A 16,102-nucleotide genomic window follows, 5' to 3' on the forward strand; every position below is an offset into this window, starting at 1 on the left:
CCCGCTATACCAGCCTCAAGACGCCGGAAAGCGGCGCGCAACTCTACGCGGGCAGGGCAGAACGGACATGGATGCGCGGTCGGACAGGAACGCAATACCGCTTGCGGTCGATCTCGACGGCACGCTGATCGCGACCGATCTGTTGTGGGAAGGGCTGTTCATCCTTCTCAAGAAGAACCCGCTCTATATCTTCCTGGTACCGTTCTGGATCGCCGGCGGGCCGGCGCGGCTGAAGCAGGCAATCGCGCAACGCATCGACATCGATCCGGCATCGCTGCCCTATCGCGAAGTGCTGCTTTGCCGCCTCCGGACCGAACACGCCGAGGGCCGCAAGATCGTGCTGGCAACCGGTACGCCGCGCAAGTTCGCCGACGCCATCGCGGCCCATCTCGGCATTTTCGACCAGGTGCTGGCCACCGATGGTCTCGCCAATCTCACCTCGGGCAGGAAGCGCGCTTCGCTGATCGCAGCCTATGGCGATGGCGGTTTCGACTATGCCGGCAACAGCCGTCACGATCTCCAGGTCTTCGATGCAGCGCGCAACGCCATCGTCGTCGCGCCCGACCGCCATGCCGCGCGCTGGCAGGCAGCGCATGGCGCCGAGACGATGCCGGCGCCGAAGCCGACTTTGCGGACCATCGTCAAGATGCTGCGTGTCCATCAGTGGCTGAAGAATTCGCTGATCGCAGTGCCGATGGTGCTCTCGCATGAATATTTCAACACCGACATGATCTGGCAATGCCTGCTGGCATTCGTCTCGTTCAGTGCGGTGGCGTCGGCCATCTATATCCTCAACGATTTCTTCGACCTCGCGCTCGATCGCAAACACCTCACCAAGCGCAACAGGCCGTTCGCCAGCGGTGCGCTGTCGATCCCGTTCGGACTTGGCGCAATCGCGGTGCTTCTGGCGATCGGCATCGGCACCGGGCTGTTCCTGTCGCCCGAATTCATGGCTGTGCTCGGCGGCTATATGGTCGTCACGACGGCCTATTCGCTGTCGTTCAAGCGCATGCTGCTGGTCGATGTGCTGACACTCGCCGGCCTCTACACGATCCGCGTCCTGGCCGGTGCGGCGGCGACCGGCGTCGACGTCTCGTTCTGGCTACTGGCCTTCTCTATCTTCTTCTTCCTGTCGCTGGCGCTGGTGAAGCGCTTCGTCGAACTGCGCACCACCGCCATTCCGCCTGGCGAGCGCATTGCCGGCCGCGGCTATCGCACCGAAGACCAGGAGATCGTCGCCCAGGCCGGCATGGCTTCGGCCTTCTCCTCGGCGCTGGTGCTGGCGCTCTACATGGACAGTGTCGCGGTGCGCGAGCTCTATCCGCATCCATGGCTGATCTGGCCGCTGGCACCGATCGTGCTTTATCTCACCATGCGCGTCTGGATCCTGGCGCGCCGCAACGAGATGCATGACGATCCGGTCGTCTTCATCATCCGCGACTGGCGCAGCCAGATCGTTGTGCTGATCGGTGCAGTGATGCTGGTCATCGGGGGCTGGTAGGCATGGCCACTGAGCGGTTCCCGAGCTTTGGCCTTGCTACGCCGCCGGCGCCGCGCGCCATCGGTGCCGACGAGGCTATCTCGCTGCTGAAGGGCGGTCAGGCCAAGCCAGCGTCACTGCTTGCCTATGGCAATGGCCGCTCCTACGGCGATTCCTGCCAGAACGCGGCCGGCGCGGTCGTCGACATGCGCTCGCTGAACCGGATTCGTGCCTTCAACGCCGAAACCGGTGTTCTCGAGGCGGATGCCGGCGTGCTGTTGTCCGACATCATCGCCCACGCTGCCCCACACGGCTTCTTCCCGGCGGTTGTGCCCGGCACCCAATTCGTCACGCTGGGTGGCGCCATCGCAAACGACGTGCATGGCAAGAACCATCATCGGCGCGGGACATTCGGCTGCCATGTCGAGAGCTTCACGCTGCTCAGGTCCGACGGAAAGACCCACCGCTGCTCGGCATCGGACAATGCGCGGCTGTTTGCGGCAACGATCGGCGGCATGGGGCTGACCGGCCTCATCCTGTCGGCCTCGATCCGGCTGATGCGGGTGCATTCGCTCGACATCGTCGAAAAGGCGACCCCGTTTCGCGATCTCTACGAATTCTTCGGTTTGGCCGAGGCGGCCGATCAAGCCAATGAATATGCGGTCGCCTGGATCGACCAGTTGGCCGATGGCCGCAACAGCGGTCGCGGCCTGCTGTTCACTGGTAATCACGCCGAGCACGGCTCGCATGCCGCCTCGCGCGCCGGTGGCAATTTCTCGGTGCCGGTCCAGCCGCCATTCAATGTGCTCAACCGGCCGTTCCTGACCGCCTTCAACGCTGCCTACAGGTGGAGGAAGAGCCGGGCAACGGTGCCGCGCCAGGCCGGATATCAGGGCTTCTTCTTCCCGCTCGACGGCGTGCGCGACTGGAACCGGCTTTATGGGCCGAAAGGGCTTTTCCAGCACCAGAGCGTGGTGCCGGAAGAGACGGCGCGCGAGGCCGTGCCGGCATTGCTGGCGGCTGCAAGGCAAGCAGGGCAGGGCTCGTTCCTCACCGTGCTGAAGCGCTTTGGCTCCATCCGCTCGCCGGCACTGCTGTCGTTCCCGCGCCCTGGCTACACGCTGACGCTGGATTTCCCCAACAGGGGTGCCGCGACACTGACATTGCTGCGGGAACTCGACCGCATCACGGTCGAGGCCGGCGGCGCGGTCAATCCATACAAGGACGCCCGCATGGCCGCCGAGATATTCGCCTCGTCCTTTCCCGAATGGCAGCGGCTGGAAGCGCTCCGCGACCACGCCTTCATGTCTGACTTCTGGGCGCGCACCGCGAAGAGGTTGGATGCGCGACGAGGCTCGGTCGAGGCGGCCGAATAGATAAAACTCGAATAATTCCTGGTTAGTTGATGCTTAATAACGCGATTTACTCAAAATATTGTTGGGACTTCACCAAATGTTTGCGGGTTTGTAATAGCAAGCGTGAAGGGGTGGCTTGGAACACATGAAATACATCGTCTTCATTCTCTTTACAGTCATGACCAATGCCGCCGCGCAGCTGATGCTGAAGCAAGGCATGATGTCGCTCGGGCCGATCTCGTTCGAGGGCGTCAATCCGCTCGTCAAGTTGCTGCAGATCGTTTTCAGCCCCTGGGTGTTCCTTGGCCTGTGTACCTTCGTCATCTCGATGGCATCGCATCTCTATGTGCTGTCCAAGGTCGAGCTCTCCTTCGCCTATCCGTTCCTCAGCCTCGCCTATGTTGCCGTCGCCATCTTCGCTTATTTCGTCTTCCGCGAGGACCTCAATGGCTGGCGCATCGCCGGCATCGCCTTCATCTGCGTCGGCACGGTGCTGATCGCCCAAAGTGGCCGGGATTTGGGCGAGCGAGGGCATGAAGACCAGACGGCTTCCATCACGCCTGACAAGATCCAAGCAAACGAGACTGTTCGATGAGACATGTGATTTTCGGCGGCGACGGTTTCGTCGGCCGCCATCTCGCCCCGAAACTTGTGGCCGATGGTGAAGAGGTCGTCGTCGCCGATATCGTCAAAAGCGACCTGCCGCATTACCGCACTGTCCGCTTTGTCCAGTGCGACGTCACCGATCCTGCATCGGTCGCGGCGGTTGGGCTGAAGGCCGACGACATGGTCTATAATCTGTCGGCCAAGATGCTGTCGCCGATCCAGGTGCGCGCCAAGCGGCACGATTTCTTCTTCCCGGTGAATTTTCATGGGACCGAGCACATCATGCAGGCCATGGACAGAGCCGGTGCGTCAAAACTCGTCCACTACACGACCGACATGATCTACGGCCACACGGTCACGCAGCCGATGACCGAGGAGCACCCGGTGGCGCCGCTGGGCGAATATGGCTGGTCGAAGCAGAAGACAGAGGAGCTTGCCGCCGAATGGCGCAAGCGCGGCATGTCGATCTCGCTGTTTCGCCCGCGACTGATCATCGGCCCCGGCCGGCTCGGCATTCTGGAGAAACTGTTCAAGCTGATCGACTGGAATTTTCCGGTGCCGATGATCGGTTCGGGCAGGAACCCCTATCAGTTCATCTCGGTGTTCGACTGTGCCGAGGCCGCGCGCGCGGCCTGGAAGGCCGGTGTGCCTAATGAGGCCTATAATCTGGGTTCGCTCAACCCGCCGCCGGTCAAGAAATTGCTCGGCGATCTGATCAGGCATGCCGGCTCGAAATCGATCCTGATCCCGACACCGGGCTGGGCGGTCAAGCGCACGCTGGACCTGCTCGACCTCTTGAACATGCCGATCATGGACCCGGAACAGTATCTGATCGCCGACGAGGACTGCGTGCTCGACGTGTCCAAGGCCGGGCGTCAGCTCGGCTGGGTGCCGCAATATCGCGACGAGGACATGCTGATCGCCGCCTACAGCGAGTACCGCGCAAAGAAAGCCGGTCACGCCGTCGCCACCAAACATGTGCCCGCCGAATAGCGGCTCGCAAAACAGCTTTCGTTGCGCTCGATCCTGGTCGTGCGTGCAGACAGGAGATTGAAATGACCGTCATGGCCAAGCCCGAACAGACCAATTTGCGCACCATGGTCAGCGCGCCGTCGCTGTCGCCCGCCACCATCGCCAAGCCCGATTTGATCAGCGTCGAGCAGGCCAAGGCGATGGACGTTGCCCGCATGACCGACCTGTTCAAGGCGCATCTCAACCCCGGCCAGCTGCACTTCATGAAGCTGCTCGGCTTCCACAAGATCAAGATCGAGCGTGCCGAAGGTATGTTCTACATCGACCAGAACGGCCGCAAGATCCTCGACTTCTTCGGCGGCTTCGGTTCGCTGGCCTTTGGCCACAATCATCCGCGCATCCTGGAAGCACGCAAGAAATTCCAGGAAGAGAAGCGCCAGGAAATCGCCATCGCCTTCATGTCGCAATATGCGGCAGCGCTTGCGCACAACATCGCCAAATGCTCGCCCGGCGATCTCGACATGGTATTTTTGGGCTCGTCCGGTTCGGAAGCGATGGAAGCGGCGGTGAAGCTCGCCGAGCGCGCGGCCGGTCCGAAGCGGCCGAAGATCGTCTATGCCGAGAATTCCTTCCACGGCAAGACCAAAGGCGTGCTGGGCATCACCGACGGGCAGCTTTACCGCGCGGACTTCAAGGTGGCCGAAAACACGGTCCGCATCCCGTTTGCCGACATCGAGGCGGTCGAGCGCCTGTTCCGCTCCGATCCGGAGGTCGGGGTCATCGTGCTTGAAACCATCCAGGGCGGTGGCGGCATCATTCAGGCGCCGGCCGAATATTGGCAGAAGCTGCGCGCACTGTGCGACCAGTATGGCGTGTTGTGGGTCGCCGACGAAGTGCAGTGCGGCTATGGCCGGTCAGGCCGCTTCTATGCTTTCGAGCATTACGGCGTCATTCCCGATGTGACGGCGCTGGCCAAATCGCTTGGCGCGGGCAAGGCCGCGGTCGGCGCGATGATCGCGCGGCGCGAGGTTTATATGAAGGCCTATGGCACGCCGAAAACGGCGATGATCCATGCCATGGCGACCTTCGGCGGCATGGGCGAGGCCTGCGTCACCTCGATCGAGGGGCTCAACGTGCTCTACGACGAGGGGCTGATCGACAATGCCGCCGTCACCGGCGACTATTTGCTGCAGCGCCTGCAGGCGCTCAGGGAAAAGTACCCGAAGATCATCAAGGAGGTGCGCGGCAAGGGTTTTATGATCGGCCTGGAGTTCCACGACTTCTCGCAGACCTTGCCGATGGTGCTGCGGCCGATCGTCAGCGTGCTCGACGACAAGCTGAAGGGTTCGCTGTCGGGCTTCATCGGGGCGCTGCTGCTGCGCGACTACGATGTGCTGGTCGCCTTCACCGAATACAACCGCAACGTCATCCGGCTCGAGCCGCCGCTGATCTGCCAGCGCGAGCATGTCGACCGCTTCGTCGATGCCTTCGACAGCCTGCTGTCGCGCGGCATCGTGGGAATCGTGAAGGATTTCGTCAAAAGCCAGGTCCGTTAAGCGCTCGCTGGATACAACGATGCTGACCAAGTCGCCCGCTCCACAAAACCCAGTCGACCGGCTCACCGAGCCCGTTCTGACGTGGGGCGAGGGGACTTATGCGCGGCTGGCAGCACCGATCGGCGCGGCGGCTTTCGCGCTTTACATTCTTTTTACAGCGTTCACCGCCTGGGTGATGCCAGACGCCAACTGGGACATGCTGCCCTATCTCGCTATATCGGAGGAAAGCACCTATCCCGATGCCCAGGCGCTGCATGACTATGCCTACAGCACTGTCAAATCAGGCGTGTCCGCAGGCGACTATAAGGCGCTGACCGACGATGGCGGCGGCTTCCGCAGCCACATGGCGCAGAATGCGGCCGACTTCCATTCCCTGCTTGGCATGTACCGGATCAAGTTCCTCTATGCCGAGATACTGTCGACGATGAGCGCGGTGATGTCGCCGGTCGAGGCGATGCGCCTGGTCTCAGTGTTCTCGGTTCTGCTGTTCGGCGCGATCGCCCTGATGTGGCTGCGCTCCGAGGGGGCACTGGCCTTGGCGCCTGTGGTCGGCGCGGTGCTGATCATGGCCGATTTCGGCGATGCGGCGCGCGCCTCGACGCCGGATCTGCTCACGTCGACGCTGTTGCTGGGTGGACTTTACGCCTATGTCCGCGGCCGCGAGGTGGCGACCGCGATCCTGCTCTTCCTCGCCTTCATGGTGCGCCCGGACATTATTGTTTTCCTTTCTGTTTTTGCCGTGCTGCTGGTTGCGTTCCGGCAGAAGGCGTGGGGCGCGCTGGCCGGCTTCGCCGCTTCCTTCGTCGCCTATTTCGCCATTTCGCACTGGGCGCATCATCCAGGCTGGTGGCCGCATTTGTGGTTCTCCAGCATTGAGCAGCATTACAAAATGGACGGGTTCGAACCGCCATTCTCGGTCACCGCCTATCTCAGGGCGTTTGCCGCCTCGCTGCTGCGCGCCGTCAGCCTGAACAGCTGGGCCGGCGTGTCGGTGCTGGCACTGGCCGGCTGGTTTGCCGCCGCCCGCGCCGGCTTCCGCCTCGACCGCCGCGCCGGCATTCTGTTTGCGGCACTGGTGCTCGGCGCGCTGGCGAAGTTCACCGTCTTTCCGATCCACGACACGCGCATCTATTTCCCGCATCTGATCCCGCCATTCCTGCTGCTGGCGACGCCGTTCATGGCGCTGTGGGCAGCCGCGGCTCGTGGCCAGAATCGCGCGCCCTTGCCAATCATTCCCGGAGACAAGCCATGAGTTCGCTATCCAGCCTGGCGCGCGTTGCCCTGTCGCTTGGTCTTCCAAGTGGTGTTCTCGATCGCGGGCCGTCGCTGCGCGGCACGAAGTTCCTGGCCAGGGCGGCGCTGAAGGCGCGATTTGGTGGGGCAGGGCGACCGTTCCAGATGGTCAATGTCGGTGCCTGCGACGGTGCGCTGTTCGACGATGTGACGCCGTGGCTGCACCGCATAGCTGGCGCACGCGCGATGCTGGTCGAGCCGATCCCGTACAATCAGAAACGACTGCGCGCCAACTACCCCGACACCAGCCGGTTCATCATCGAGCCGGTGGCGGTGACGAAGACAAAGGGCACGATCACCGTCCACACTTTCGATGCCGCCGCACTCGAGGCCGGCGCGCTGCCGATCGAGTTCATCGGCTGCTCGTCGGTCACCGACACCAATCTGATGTCGGGCAAGAATGCCTGGGGCGAGGCCGACACCAACTTCAACAAGTTCGCGCCGCATCTCAGGGACATCGAGGTGCCATCCGAGACCTTGCAGACGCTGCTCGACCGCAACGGCATCACCCATATCGACGCCTTTCTCGTCGATTGCGAGGGCGCCGACTGGATCGTCTTCGAACAGCTCGACCTCAAGCGCTACCGTCCCGGCATGATCAAGGTCGAGGTCGGCGCGCTGCCGGCTGCCGAGATCGGCCAGGTTGTGGTCAAGCTGAAGACAGCAGGTTATCAGGTCGGCTTCCAGGCCGAAGACGTCTGGGCGTTTGCTTGAGTTAGCGTCCACCTCGAAAAGCGAACCGTCCAAGGCGCCCGACAGGAAGCATTCTGCCGTCTGGTCGCTCGGCTTTTTGCCAATGTCGCAAACAGGCTTCAATCGTGCTGCTGCTCCGCCTTATAGTCCGCACGCTTTATCACTTTGGAGTCGCGGGCAATGGCAGAGTTTCCGAAAAAGGCGAAGGTCGTCATCGTCGGCCTGGGCGGTATCGTCGGCGCATCGATCGCCCATCACCTGATCGAACGCGGCTGGGATGACATTGTCGGCATCGACAAATCGGGCATCCCGACCGACATCGGCTCGACGGCGCACGCCTCCGACTTCTGCTACACGACCAGCCACGATTTCCTGTCGTGCTGGACGACGCTCTACTCCATCGATTTCTACGAGAAGATGGGCCACTACGCGCGCATCGGCGGCCTTGAGGTCGCGCGCGTCGGCGACGACGGCCGCATGGAGGAGATCAAGCGCAAGATCGCCTCGGCCAAGGCGTTTGGCACGCGCGCCCGCCTGATCGAGCCGGCCGAGATCAAGGAGAAATTTCCACTCATCGAAGAAGCGATTGTCCAGGGTGGCCTTTGGGATCCCGATGCCGGTCTGGTCATCCCGCGCTCGCAGACGGTCGCCGGCAAGCTGGTCGATCAGGCGGAAGCGTCCGGCAAGCTCAAATCCTTCGCCAACACGTCGGCTCGGTCGCTTGTCGTCAAGGACGGCCGCATATCAGGCGTGGTGACGGACCGCGGCACCATTGAGGCCGACTATGTCGTCGTCTGCGCCGGGATCTGGGGCCGGCTGATTGCGGAAATGGTGGGCGAAGACCTGCCGGTCATGCCGATCGACCATCCGCTGACCTTCTTCGGCCCCTACAACGAGTTCGCCGGCACGGGCAAGGAGATCGGCTGGCCGCTGCTGCGCGACCAGGGCAATTCGGCCTATATGCGCGACACCGGCGATCCCAAGACCGCCGAGGGCGGGCAGATCGAGTGGGGTTACTACGAAGAGACCAATCCGCGCCTTTGCCATCCGCGCGACCTGCTTGAGAAGAATCAGGCGCGGCTTTCGCCCTCACAGCGCGACCTAGACATGGAGCAGATCCTGGCACCGCTCGAACGCGCCATGGAACTGACGCCGATCCTCGGCGAACTCGGCTATAACGAGAGCCATTCCTTCAACGGGCTTCTCCAGGTGACGGCTGATGGCGGCCCGTCCATGGGCGAAAGCCAGAAGGTGCGGGGCCTTTGGTATGCCGTCGCCATCTGGGTCAAGGACGGTCCCGGCATGGGCAAGCTGATCGCCGACTGGATGACCGACGGCCGCACCGCGATCGATCACCATGCCATCGACTATGCACGGTTCTATCCGCACCAGACCAAGGAGCAATTCATCTGGGATCGCTGCACCGAGACCGCGATGAAGGTCTACAATCCGGCGGTGCATCCGCGCGAGCCGTTCTCCAAGGCCCGCAATATCAGGCGCTCGCCGTTCTGGGAGCGCGAGAAGGAACTTGGCGGTTATTTCATGGAGCTCGGCGGCTGGGAGCGCGCCCACGGCTATGCCGCCAACGAGCACCTTTTGGAGAAATACGGCAACCGCGTGCCGGTGCGCGAGAATGAGTGGGACAACCGCCATTTCTGGCGCGTCTCCAATGCCGAACATCTCGCGATGAGCGAGGATTGCGGCATCGTCAACCTGTCGCATTTCGCCATGTATGACATCGAAGGTCCCGACCATGTCGCGCTGCTGGAATGGCTGTGCGCGGCCAAGATCGGCGGCGACAACAACATCGGCAAGGGCATCTACACCCACTTCCTCGACGAGGAAGGCATGGTGCGGGCCGACTTTACCGTCATCCGCATGGCTGACCGCTGTCGTTTGATCGACGGCGCGGACGCCGGTCCGCGCGACTTCCAGTACATGCGCCGCACGGCACAGGACAAAGGCTTCGACGTTACTATCACCGACGTGACCGAGAAATACGTCACTATCGGCATCTGGGGGCCGAACGCCCGGGCGACCTTGCAGAAGGTGGTCGAAAATCCGGACGGGCTCTCTGTTGAGAACTTCCCATTCGCGGCAATCAAGCCGGTCCGGATCGGCGGCAAGGATGTCACCGCTTTCCGCATCTCCTATGTCGGCGAGCAGGGCTGGGAGCTGCATATGCGCTACGAGGACGGCCTGGCCGTCTGGGACGCCTTGCGCTCGACCGGCGTGATGCCCTTCGGCGTTGAGACCTATGCCAACACGCGCCGCATGGAGAAGAGTCTGCGCCTGCAGAACGCCGACCTTTTGACCGAGTACAATCTGCTCGAAGCGGACCTCGCTCGTCCAAAGGTCAAGGAGAACGATTTCTGCGGCAAGGCCAAGCATGTCGAATACCGCGCTCGCGAGCACCAGCCGGCCATGCTGTGCACGCTGGTGATGACCGAGAATGTCGATGCGAAGGGCGTGGCCCGCTATCCGGTCGGCACGATGCCGGTGATGGACCCGAAGACCGGCGAAACGCTGGTAGACGAACTCGGCCGGCGGTCTTTCACCACCTCGATGGCCTATGGTCCGACCATTGGCAAGAATATCGGTCTTGCCTATCTGCCGTGGGCGTACGCCCAAGAAGGCCGCAAGCTCACGATCGAGTATTTCGGCGAGACCTATCCGGTCGAAGTGGCTGCTGTCGGCTACAAGCCGCTCTACGATCCGGAGAATTTGAAGCCGCGCAGTTGATTGCAGGCAGGCGCAAAGGGCATGAAGGCAAAAGCCTGGCCATCGGCCGGGCTTTTCTCTTTTTAAGCCGACGGTTTTCGCTTACCCTTGCGGAATGTCTGCTTTTGCCTGTGCTAGACATTTGCTTTCGGGCTGTGCCGCGTTCGCGCTGACGCTTTGGTTGGCGCCGGCGTCCCTTGCTGACGAGCCCGTCGATGTCGAGCTGGTGCTGGCCGTCGATGTATCGCTGTCGATGTCACCGGAAGAGCTCGAGATCCAGCGTCATGGCTACGCAGCGGCGCTGACGCACGACAATGTGCTGCAAGCCATTGCCGATGGGGCCTATGGCAAGATCGCCGTTACCTACGTCGAATGGGCCGGCACCACCTGGCAGCGCGTCATCGTGCCGTGGACGGTGATCGCCAGCCGCACCGACGCCGAGCGCGTGGTCGCGCAGTTGTCGGCGCAGCCGCCCAATAGCGCGCGGCGCACCTCGATCTCCGGAGCGCTGGAGTTCGGCAACGACCTGTTCGCCGAAAGCGGCTACCGGGGCACGAAGCGGGTCATCGACATTTCGGGCGACGGCCCCAACAACCAGGGTGCGCCGGTCAATCTGACCCGCGACGGGCTGATCAAGCAAGGCATCGTCATCAATGGCCTGCCGCTGATGACGCGAGGCGGTTTTTCCGGCGCCTACGACGTCAGCAATCTCGATCGCTACTACAGCGACTGCGTCATTGGTGGTCCCGGAGCCTTCATGATCCCGGTCAATGACTGGACGCAGTTTCCCGAAGCCATTCGCCGCAAGCTGGTGCTGGAACTCGCCGGTCCGGCCTCGCCGCAATGGGCGGCGGAAGAAGCCGCGCATCCGCCGGTGATATTAGCGCAGGAGAGGTCCACCACCGACTGTCTGGTCGGTGAGAAAATGTGGCGAAACCGCAGTTGGATGTTCGACAGCCGCTAAAGCTCTTCTCCGTTGAGCGTGATCTTTGGCCGAACCGGCTCCCATTCTTGCCCCGCTGCCTACCTGTTCGGGCTTACGCTCCAGGCTTGCCTCCGCTACCGAAGCAGTGGCAAACTGGGCGGGCCGCGTGATCCAGCCAGGAGCGCGGCCAAACCGAGGAAACACCGATGAGACGTCTTGCCATCCTGACCGCAGTCGCGTCTGTGCTTTATGCCGACGTCGCCAGCGCCCAATACAACCAGGCTGCCTGCATCATGTTCGAGAACGGGAATTTTCGCGGGCGGTCCATCGGCATGGGTGCCGAGGATTCCGTAAATTTTCGTGGCGGCCAGTTTTGGAATGACCGTGTGTCGTCGGTGATCGTTCGCCGCGGCTGCACGCTCGTGGCCTATGAGGATTCTCGGATGGGCGGCCGCTCGATCGAGATCACGCGCAGGATCCGCAATTTGGGCGGCAGTGACTGGAACGACCGTATCTCCTCGGCGGAATGCACCTGCGACGACTACTGAGGTTCAGGCGGCGGAGCGCAGACCGATTACGTGTGCCTCAAAGGTTCCGTAAATCCTTTACAAGCACATAGAGGTGTAGCGGGTCGGTTGGGGATTGAATGAAACCATAACGCTCGTAAAAGGCGCGGGCGTTGTGATCCTTGGCATGTACGGTCACCGCGCGGATGCCTGCAATGTCAGCCGCCTGCAGGCTGCGCAGGATGGCATCGCGCAGCATTCCGCCGCCAACGCCTTTGCCCTGCCAGTTCAGGCTGACCGCGAGACGCGCCAGCAGCATTATCGGAACCGGATGGCGCGCAAGGCCTTTCGTCAACCGCTCGGGCGCACCATCATAGGCGACTTCACCAACCACGAGCGTATAGAAGCCGACCACATCTTCGCCGGAGAGACCAATATAGGTTTGCGAAGCATTTGCTTGCTGGTTTTGAAGTGCGTACCTGGCGAGAAACCTGTTGAGCGGCAGTTCGCCGCAATCGAACACATCCACCAGATGCGTGCGAGCCAGTTTCTCGATACGAAACCGGCTCACGCTGGATCGCGGCCGGAAAAGATGCTCGGTTCACTCAGCAGGCGCTTCAGGCGCGGAAGATCTCGCGTGGGGGCATCCAGCGCCGCCATGAACGCAGCCCATTTTTCTGCGTCGAGGGAGAAGCTGTGTCGGTCCGCCAGTGTTTCCTCGGCGCGCCCAAGTGCACTTTCAAGGACAAAATCACTCAGCGAACGGCGTTCAACGGCGGCTGCGGTCGCGAGCGTCCGCTTTGCTTCGACGGTAAGACGCAAGTCCAGTTTTTCGGATCGAGTCGTTCTCGTGGTCATGTGACACCTTTCGACATAAGGATATCACATTTTGCCAGACAATGTCATGACAATTCTCTAAGGGATATCGGATCAGGCCGCCAGCAGCTGCTTGCGGTCGACGCGCTCCTGTTGCGGCGAGCGGGCGTAGAGTTCTCGGTAGCATTTGGAGAAATGCGAGGCCGAGACGAAGCCGCAGGCGACCGCCACCTCGACCACCGGCATCGACGACTGGATCAGCAGATGTCGGGCGCGGTCGAGCCGGATTTCCAGATAATAGCGGGCGGGGGAGCGGCCCATCTCGGTGCGGAACAGCCGTTCGATCTGGCGGCGCGACAGGTCGACATGGTCGGCGATCTCGATCAGTGACAGCGGCTCCGACAGATTGCCCTCCATCAGTTCGATGATGGTCAGCACTTTCGAGTTCTGGACGCCGAGGCGGGCGCGAAGTGGCAGGCGCTGGCGGTCGGTTGGGCTGCGCACGCGGTCGGTCAGCACCTGCTCGCAGACGCGGTTGACGAGGTTCTCGTCAAAGTCGTCGCCGATCAGCTTCAGCATCATGTCGAGTGCGGCGGTGCCACCGGCGCAGGTGTAGATGTTCTGGTCGATCTCGAAGAGGTCGGCAAAGACGTTGGCCTTCGGGAACGCTTCGGAAAAGCCCGGCAGGTTCTCCCAGTGGATGGCGCAGCGCTTGTTGGACAGAAGCCCGGCGGCGGCGAGGATATGCGCGCCGGTGCACAGGCCGCCGACGGCGACGCCGCGATTGTATTCCTCGCGCAGCCAGGCGAAGGCGGACTTGTTCTGATAGCGCTCGACATTGATGCCGCTGCAGACGATGGCCATGTTCGGCCGGTCGGGGCCTGCCATCTTCTTGCGCTCGTCCTCGAGCGAGGTGTTGACCGCGCATTCGACCCCGTTCGAGGCGCGCACCGGCTTGCCGTCGATGCTGGCGAGGCGCCAGCGATAGGCCTCGTAGCCGAGCATGCGATTGGCCGAGCGCAGCGGGTCGAGCGCGGTTGCAAAAGCGATCATGGTGAAATCGGGAATAAGGAAGAATACAAACGATCGCTTGATCGGATGCTTTACGGCGTTCAAGGGAACCTCACACAGCCACGGCGCGAACAGGATGTCGCGAATAGCATAGCGACATCAGGAAAAACCATGTCTGTCAATGGCTACGCCGCTACGACAAGATTAAATTTGCGACATGGGTCGCAAATGGGCAATCGGCGTGCAGCGAGCCCTGGAAGTGACGTGAACTGTTCAAGCAACGGGCAACGTACAGTCTGCGCGCAAAACAAAAACGCCGCCTTGGCTGGAGCCAGGCGGCGTTACAGTTTTAAAGCAGCGGCAGGGATGCGCTGCCCCTAAAAATCTTCAGGCGACGAAGCCGAGGCGCGCCGCATTCATGGCGCCGGTCTGGCCGGGCATAGTGTTGGCGAGACGCTGACGCTCGAGAGCGGTGGTCAGGTTCATTTCGCGGCGGGCAAAGAGGCGTGCAAAAAGCTTCATAATCATCTCCATTTGTTGCTCAGACGGGTCGCCTTCGCTTGATGGAGTGGGGCAGCTCGTTTGCTGGCGCCGATATAGGCTTGTGTAAGCAGAAACTAAATCGCAAAAGCGAAGCGCTTGATATGGAATGCGACATCGGTTGCGACAGATTTGGGCAAGGTGCCCAAAATTTACGATTATTTACAAGGGATTAATTGAAAAGAGGGCTGCTATGCGGCTTTCTCATATGCGTCATGCGCTGGAAACATGGCTCTAAAAATTCATTTGAGTGCAAATAAAATAGAGAAGGCCTGCCGGGCGGTTTGCGCGGCAGGCCTTCAGCACATGGTACACACGATCTACTTTGCTCCAGCCCAGGATCCGACGCCGTTGCGAGTACCGGTCTTGGTATCGGAAGCTTCAGGCCAGCCGATGTCCTTCTGCAGTTCGATCGGCAGGGAGCGGATAGCGCGTTCAGTCTGGTAGCGGGCGCGCGCCGCGCTGAATTCGGTCGCGATGCGACCAAGGGACGACAGGATAGACATCTCTTTCTCCTTTGGGTTGGCGAGTGCCAGACAGCGAGTTGGCTACTGCGGGTTTGTTTCAACTTCATTTCGTGTCGAATGCAGGTCTGTGTCGAGGTCGTTTCATGGCTGCTTGTGGCAGCTACTGCTTCGATGGAGTTGACTATCCTCCCAATCTGATGTTCAATCAAACGAAATGGAATGATGTTTTGTATCAGAAAAATTGAAGGTCGGTTGCCATGAACGCCCCGCTCAATCATCCGCTGCCGCTGCTCGATCTCGATGTTTTGCGCACGTTCGTGGCGATTGCCGAGACCGGCAGCTTCACCACCGCCGCCAATGCCGTGTTCCGCACGCCGTCAGCCGTTTCCATGCAGATCAAGAAGCTCGAGGACATTCTCGGCCGCTCCGTGTTCGCGCGCGACGCTCGCTCGGTGTCGCTGACGACGGACGGCGAGATGCTGCTCGGCTATGCCCGCCGGCTGCTGTCCATCAATCGCGAGGTGGTGTCGAAGTTCATCATTCCCGAGATTGTCGGTGTGGTGCGGCTTGGCTCGCCGGACGATTACGGTGAGCGCGTGCTGCCGCATGTGTTGAAGCGTTTCGCGCAGTCGCATCCGTCGATCGCCGTCGACGTCACCATCGACCAGAGCAGCAATCTGCGCCGGCGCATGGACGACCGGGCGCTCGACATCACGCTGCTGACCAATTCCTACAAGACCAGCGCGCTCGGCGCCGAGGTGCTGCTGACCGAGCCGATCGTCTGGGCCGGTGCCAAGGGCGGCTGCGCGCATCTGCGCGAGCCGCTGCCGGTATCGCTGTGGGAAGAGGGCTGCGCCTGGCGTGCCGGCGCGCTCGACGCGCTTGGCCGCGAGGGCCGCAACTACCGCATCGCCTATATGAGCGCACACACGGCCGGCCAGCGCGCCGCGATCATGTCCGATCTCGCCGTGGCGCCATTGCCGAAGTCGTTCCTCGGCAATGACATGGTCGAACTCTGCCCGAAGGACGGCATGCCCGACATCGGGACCTACAATCTGGCAATGGTGGTGGCGCCGGATGCCAGTGCCCCGGTCAAGGCCGTTGCCGACCACATCCGCGCGACTTTCGAAGTCTTCCGGGAAACCGGCAAGTTCTGACCGG

The 16,102-nt window shown here is 61.8% G+C and carries 16 protein-coding genes; 11 read left to right on the top strand and 5 right to left on the bottom strand.

The genetic code is table 11. The annotated features are described in order from the left end of the window. Nucleotides 1-67 precede the first annotated feature (67 nt). The 10 genes from EJ079_RS22070 to EJ079_RS22115 all read left to right on the top strand — a co-directional run bounded on the left by EJ079_RS22070 (nt 68) and on the right by EJ079_RS22115 (nt 12,149). Nucleotides 68-1,501: a UbiA family prenyltransferase gene (locus tag EJ079_RS22070; protein ID WP_127330329.1), complete on the top strand. Its 1,434-nt coding sequence runs from the start codon at nt 68-70 to the stop codon at nt 1,499-1,501. Between the two features lie 2 nt (nt 1,502-1,503). Next, on the top strand, nt 1,504-2,856 hold the full coding sequence (locus tag EJ079_RS22075; protein WP_127810158.1) for an FAD-binding oxidoreductase: 1,353 nt from the start codon (nt 1,504-1,506) through the stop codon (nt 2,854-2,856). A gap of 124 nt (nt 2,857-2,980) precedes the next feature. Next, nucleotides 2,981-3,430: an EamA family transporter gene (locus EJ079_RS22080; protein ID WP_127397099.1), complete on the top strand. Its 450-nt coding sequence runs from the start codon at nt 2,981-2,983 to the stop codon at nt 3,428-3,430. Beyond that, a complete protein-coding gene (locus tag EJ079_RS22085; RefSeq protein WP_127810159.1) occupies nt 3,427-4,434 on the top strand; it encodes an NAD(P)-dependent oxidoreductase in 1,008 nt (335 codons plus the stop codon). Before EJ079_RS22080 ends, EJ079_RS22085 begins: the two co-directional genes overlap by 4 nt. A gap of 104 nt (nt 4,435-4,538) precedes the next feature. After that, nucleotides 4,539-5,969 carry an aspartate aminotransferase family protein gene (locus tag EJ079_RS22090; RefSeq protein WP_236383382.1) on the top strand — a complete coding sequence of 477 codons (1,431 nt, stop codon included), beginning with the start codon at nt 4,539-4,541 and terminating at the stop codon, nt 5,967-5,969. A gap of 19 nt (nt 5,970-5,988) precedes the next feature. Further along, nucleotides 5,989-7,221 carry a DUF2029 domain-containing protein gene (locus EJ079_RS22095; RefSeq protein ID WP_127810160.1) on the top strand — a complete coding sequence of 411 codons (1,233 nt, stop codon included), beginning with the start codon at nt 5,989-5,991 and terminating at the stop codon, nt 7,219-7,221. After that, nucleotides 7,218-7,976, top strand: coding sequence for an FkbM family methyltransferase (locus EJ079_RS22100; RefSeq protein ID WP_127330317.1), 759 nt, complete (start codon nt 7,218-7,220; stop codon nt 7,974-7,976). The genes EJ079_RS22095 and EJ079_RS22100 overlap by 4 nt, the downstream gene beginning before the upstream one ends. 159 nt (nt 7,977-8,135) lie before the next feature. Further along, a complete protein-coding gene (locus EJ079_RS22105; protein ID WP_127810161.1) occupies nt 8,136-10,697 on the top strand; it encodes an FAD-dependent oxidoreductase in 2,562 nt (853 codons plus the stop codon). 94 nt (nt 10,698-10,791) lie between these two features. Further along, nucleotides 10,792-11,640 carry a DUF1194 domain-containing protein gene (locus tag EJ079_RS22110; protein WP_127810162.1) on the top strand — a complete coding sequence of 283 codons (849 nt, stop codon included), beginning with the start codon at nt 10,792-10,794 and terminating at the stop codon, nt 11,638-11,640. Nucleotides 11,641-11,807: 167 nt separating this feature from the next. Beyond that, nucleotides 11,808-12,149, top strand: coding sequence for a peptidase inhibitor family I36 protein (locus EJ079_RS22115; RefSeq protein ID WP_023812325.1), 342 nt, complete (start codon nt 11,808-11,810; stop codon nt 12,147-12,149). Between the two features lie 37 nt (nt 12,150-12,186). On the opposite strand, the gene EJ079_RS22120 is transcribed toward EJ079_RS22115, so the two are convergent. The 5 genes from EJ079_RS22120 to EJ079_RS22145 form a co-directional block, all read right to left on the bottom strand. Next, a complete protein-coding gene (locus tag EJ079_RS22120; RefSeq protein WP_127317913.1) occupies nt 12,187-12,678 on the bottom strand; it encodes a GNAT family N-acetyltransferase in 492 nt (163 codons plus the stop codon). Continuing rightward, nucleotides 12,675-12,965, bottom strand: coding sequence for a DUF1778 domain-containing protein (locus tag EJ079_RS22125; RefSeq protein WP_027034749.1), 291 nt, complete (start codon nt 12,963-12,965; stop codon nt 12,675-12,677). The genes EJ079_RS22120 and EJ079_RS22125 overlap by 4 nt, the downstream gene beginning before the upstream one ends. Nucleotides 12,966-13,037: 72 nt before the next feature. Beyond that, complete coding sequence (locus tag EJ079_RS22130; RefSeq protein ID WP_348625597.1) at nt 13,038-13,976, bottom strand: GlxA family transcriptional regulator; 939 nt, start codon at nt 13,974-13,976, stop codon at nt 13,038-13,040. Nucleotides 13,977-14,321: 345 nt separating this feature from the next. Further along, a complete protein-coding gene (locus tag EJ079_RS34245; protein WP_013531161.1) occupies nt 14,322-14,456 on the bottom strand; it encodes a hypothetical protein in 135 nt (44 codons plus the stop codon). A gap of 338 nt (nt 14,457-14,794) precedes the next feature. Then, a complete protein-coding gene (locus EJ079_RS22145; RefSeq protein ID WP_032930657.1) occupies nt 14,795-14,980 on the bottom strand; it encodes a hypothetical protein in 186 nt (61 codons plus the stop codon). 218 nt (nt 14,981-15,198) lie between these two features. On the opposite strand from EJ079_RS22145, the gene EJ079_RS22150 reads away from it, so the two are divergent. After that, nucleotides 15,199-16,098, top strand: coding sequence for a LysR substrate-binding domain-containing protein (locus EJ079_RS22150; protein WP_013531163.1), 900 nt, complete (start codon nt 15,199-15,201; stop codon nt 16,096-16,098). Nucleotides 16,099-16,102 lie beyond the last annotated feature (4 nt).

Origin of the sequence: Mesorhizobium sp. M7A.F.Ce.TU.012.03.2.1 (assembly GCF_004006095.1) — a bacterium.
In the GTDB taxonomy this organism is placed as follows: Bacteria; Pseudomonadota; Alphaproteobacteria; order Rhizobiales; family Rhizobiaceae; genus Mesorhizobium.

Coding starts and splice junctions, on each gene's coding strand:
- EJ079_RS22085 (WP_127810159.1), top strand. CDS start 3,427: ATGAGACATGTGATTTTCGGCGGCGACGGTTTCGTCGGCCGCCATCTC.
- EJ079_RS22125 (WP_027034749.1), bottom strand. CDS start 12,965: ATGACCACGAGAACGACTCGATCCGAAAAACTGGACTTGCGTCTTACC.
- EJ079_RS22115 (WP_023812325.1), top strand. CDS start 11,808: ATGAGACGTCTTGCCATCCTGACCGCAGTCGCGTCTGTGCTTTATGCC.
- EJ079_RS22145 (WP_032930657.1), bottom strand. CDS start 14,980: ATGTCTATCCTGTCGTCCCTTGGTCGCATCGCGACCGAATTCAGCGCG.
- EJ079_RS22095 (WP_127810160.1), top strand. CDS start 5,989: ATGCTGACCAAGTCGCCCGCTCCACAAAACCCAGTCGACCGGCTCACC.
- EJ079_RS22105 (WP_127810161.1), top strand. CDS start 8,136: ATGGCAGAGTTTCCGAAAAAGGCGAAGGTCGTCATCGTCGGCCTGGGC.
- EJ079_RS22100 (WP_127330317.1), top strand. CDS start 7,218: ATGAGTTCGCTATCCAGCCTGGCGCGCGTTGCCCTGTCGCTTGGTCTT.
- EJ079_RS22090 (WP_236383382.1), top strand. CDS start 4,539: ATGGTCAGCGCGCCGTCGCTGTCGCCCGCCACCATCGCCAAGCCCGAT.
- EJ079_RS22080 (WP_127397099.1), top strand. CDS start 2,981: ATGAAATACATCGTCTTCATTCTCTTTACAGTCATGACCAATGCCGCC.
- EJ079_RS22150 (WP_013531163.1), top strand. CDS start 15,199: ATGAACGCCCCGCTCAATCATCCGCTGCCGCTGCTCGATCTCGATGTT.
- EJ079_RS34245 (WP_013531161.1), bottom strand. CDS start 14,456: ATGAAGCTTTTTGCACGCCTCTTTGCCCGCCGCGAAATGAACCTGACC.
- EJ079_RS22110 (WP_127810162.1), top strand. CDS start 10,792: ATGTCTGCTTTTGCCTGTGCTAGACATTTGCTTTCGGGCTGTGCCGCG.
- EJ079_RS22130 (WP_348625597.1), bottom strand. CDS start 13,976: ATGATCGCTTTTGCAACCGCGCTCGACCCGCTGCGCTCGGCCAATCGC.
- EJ079_RS22075 (WP_127810158.1), top strand. CDS start 1,504: ATGGCCACTGAGCGGTTCCCGAGCTTTGGCCTTGCTACGCCGCCGGCG.
- EJ079_RS22070 (WP_127330329.1), top strand. CDS start 68: ATGGATGCGCGGTCGGACAGGAACGCAATACCGCTTGCGGTCGATCTC.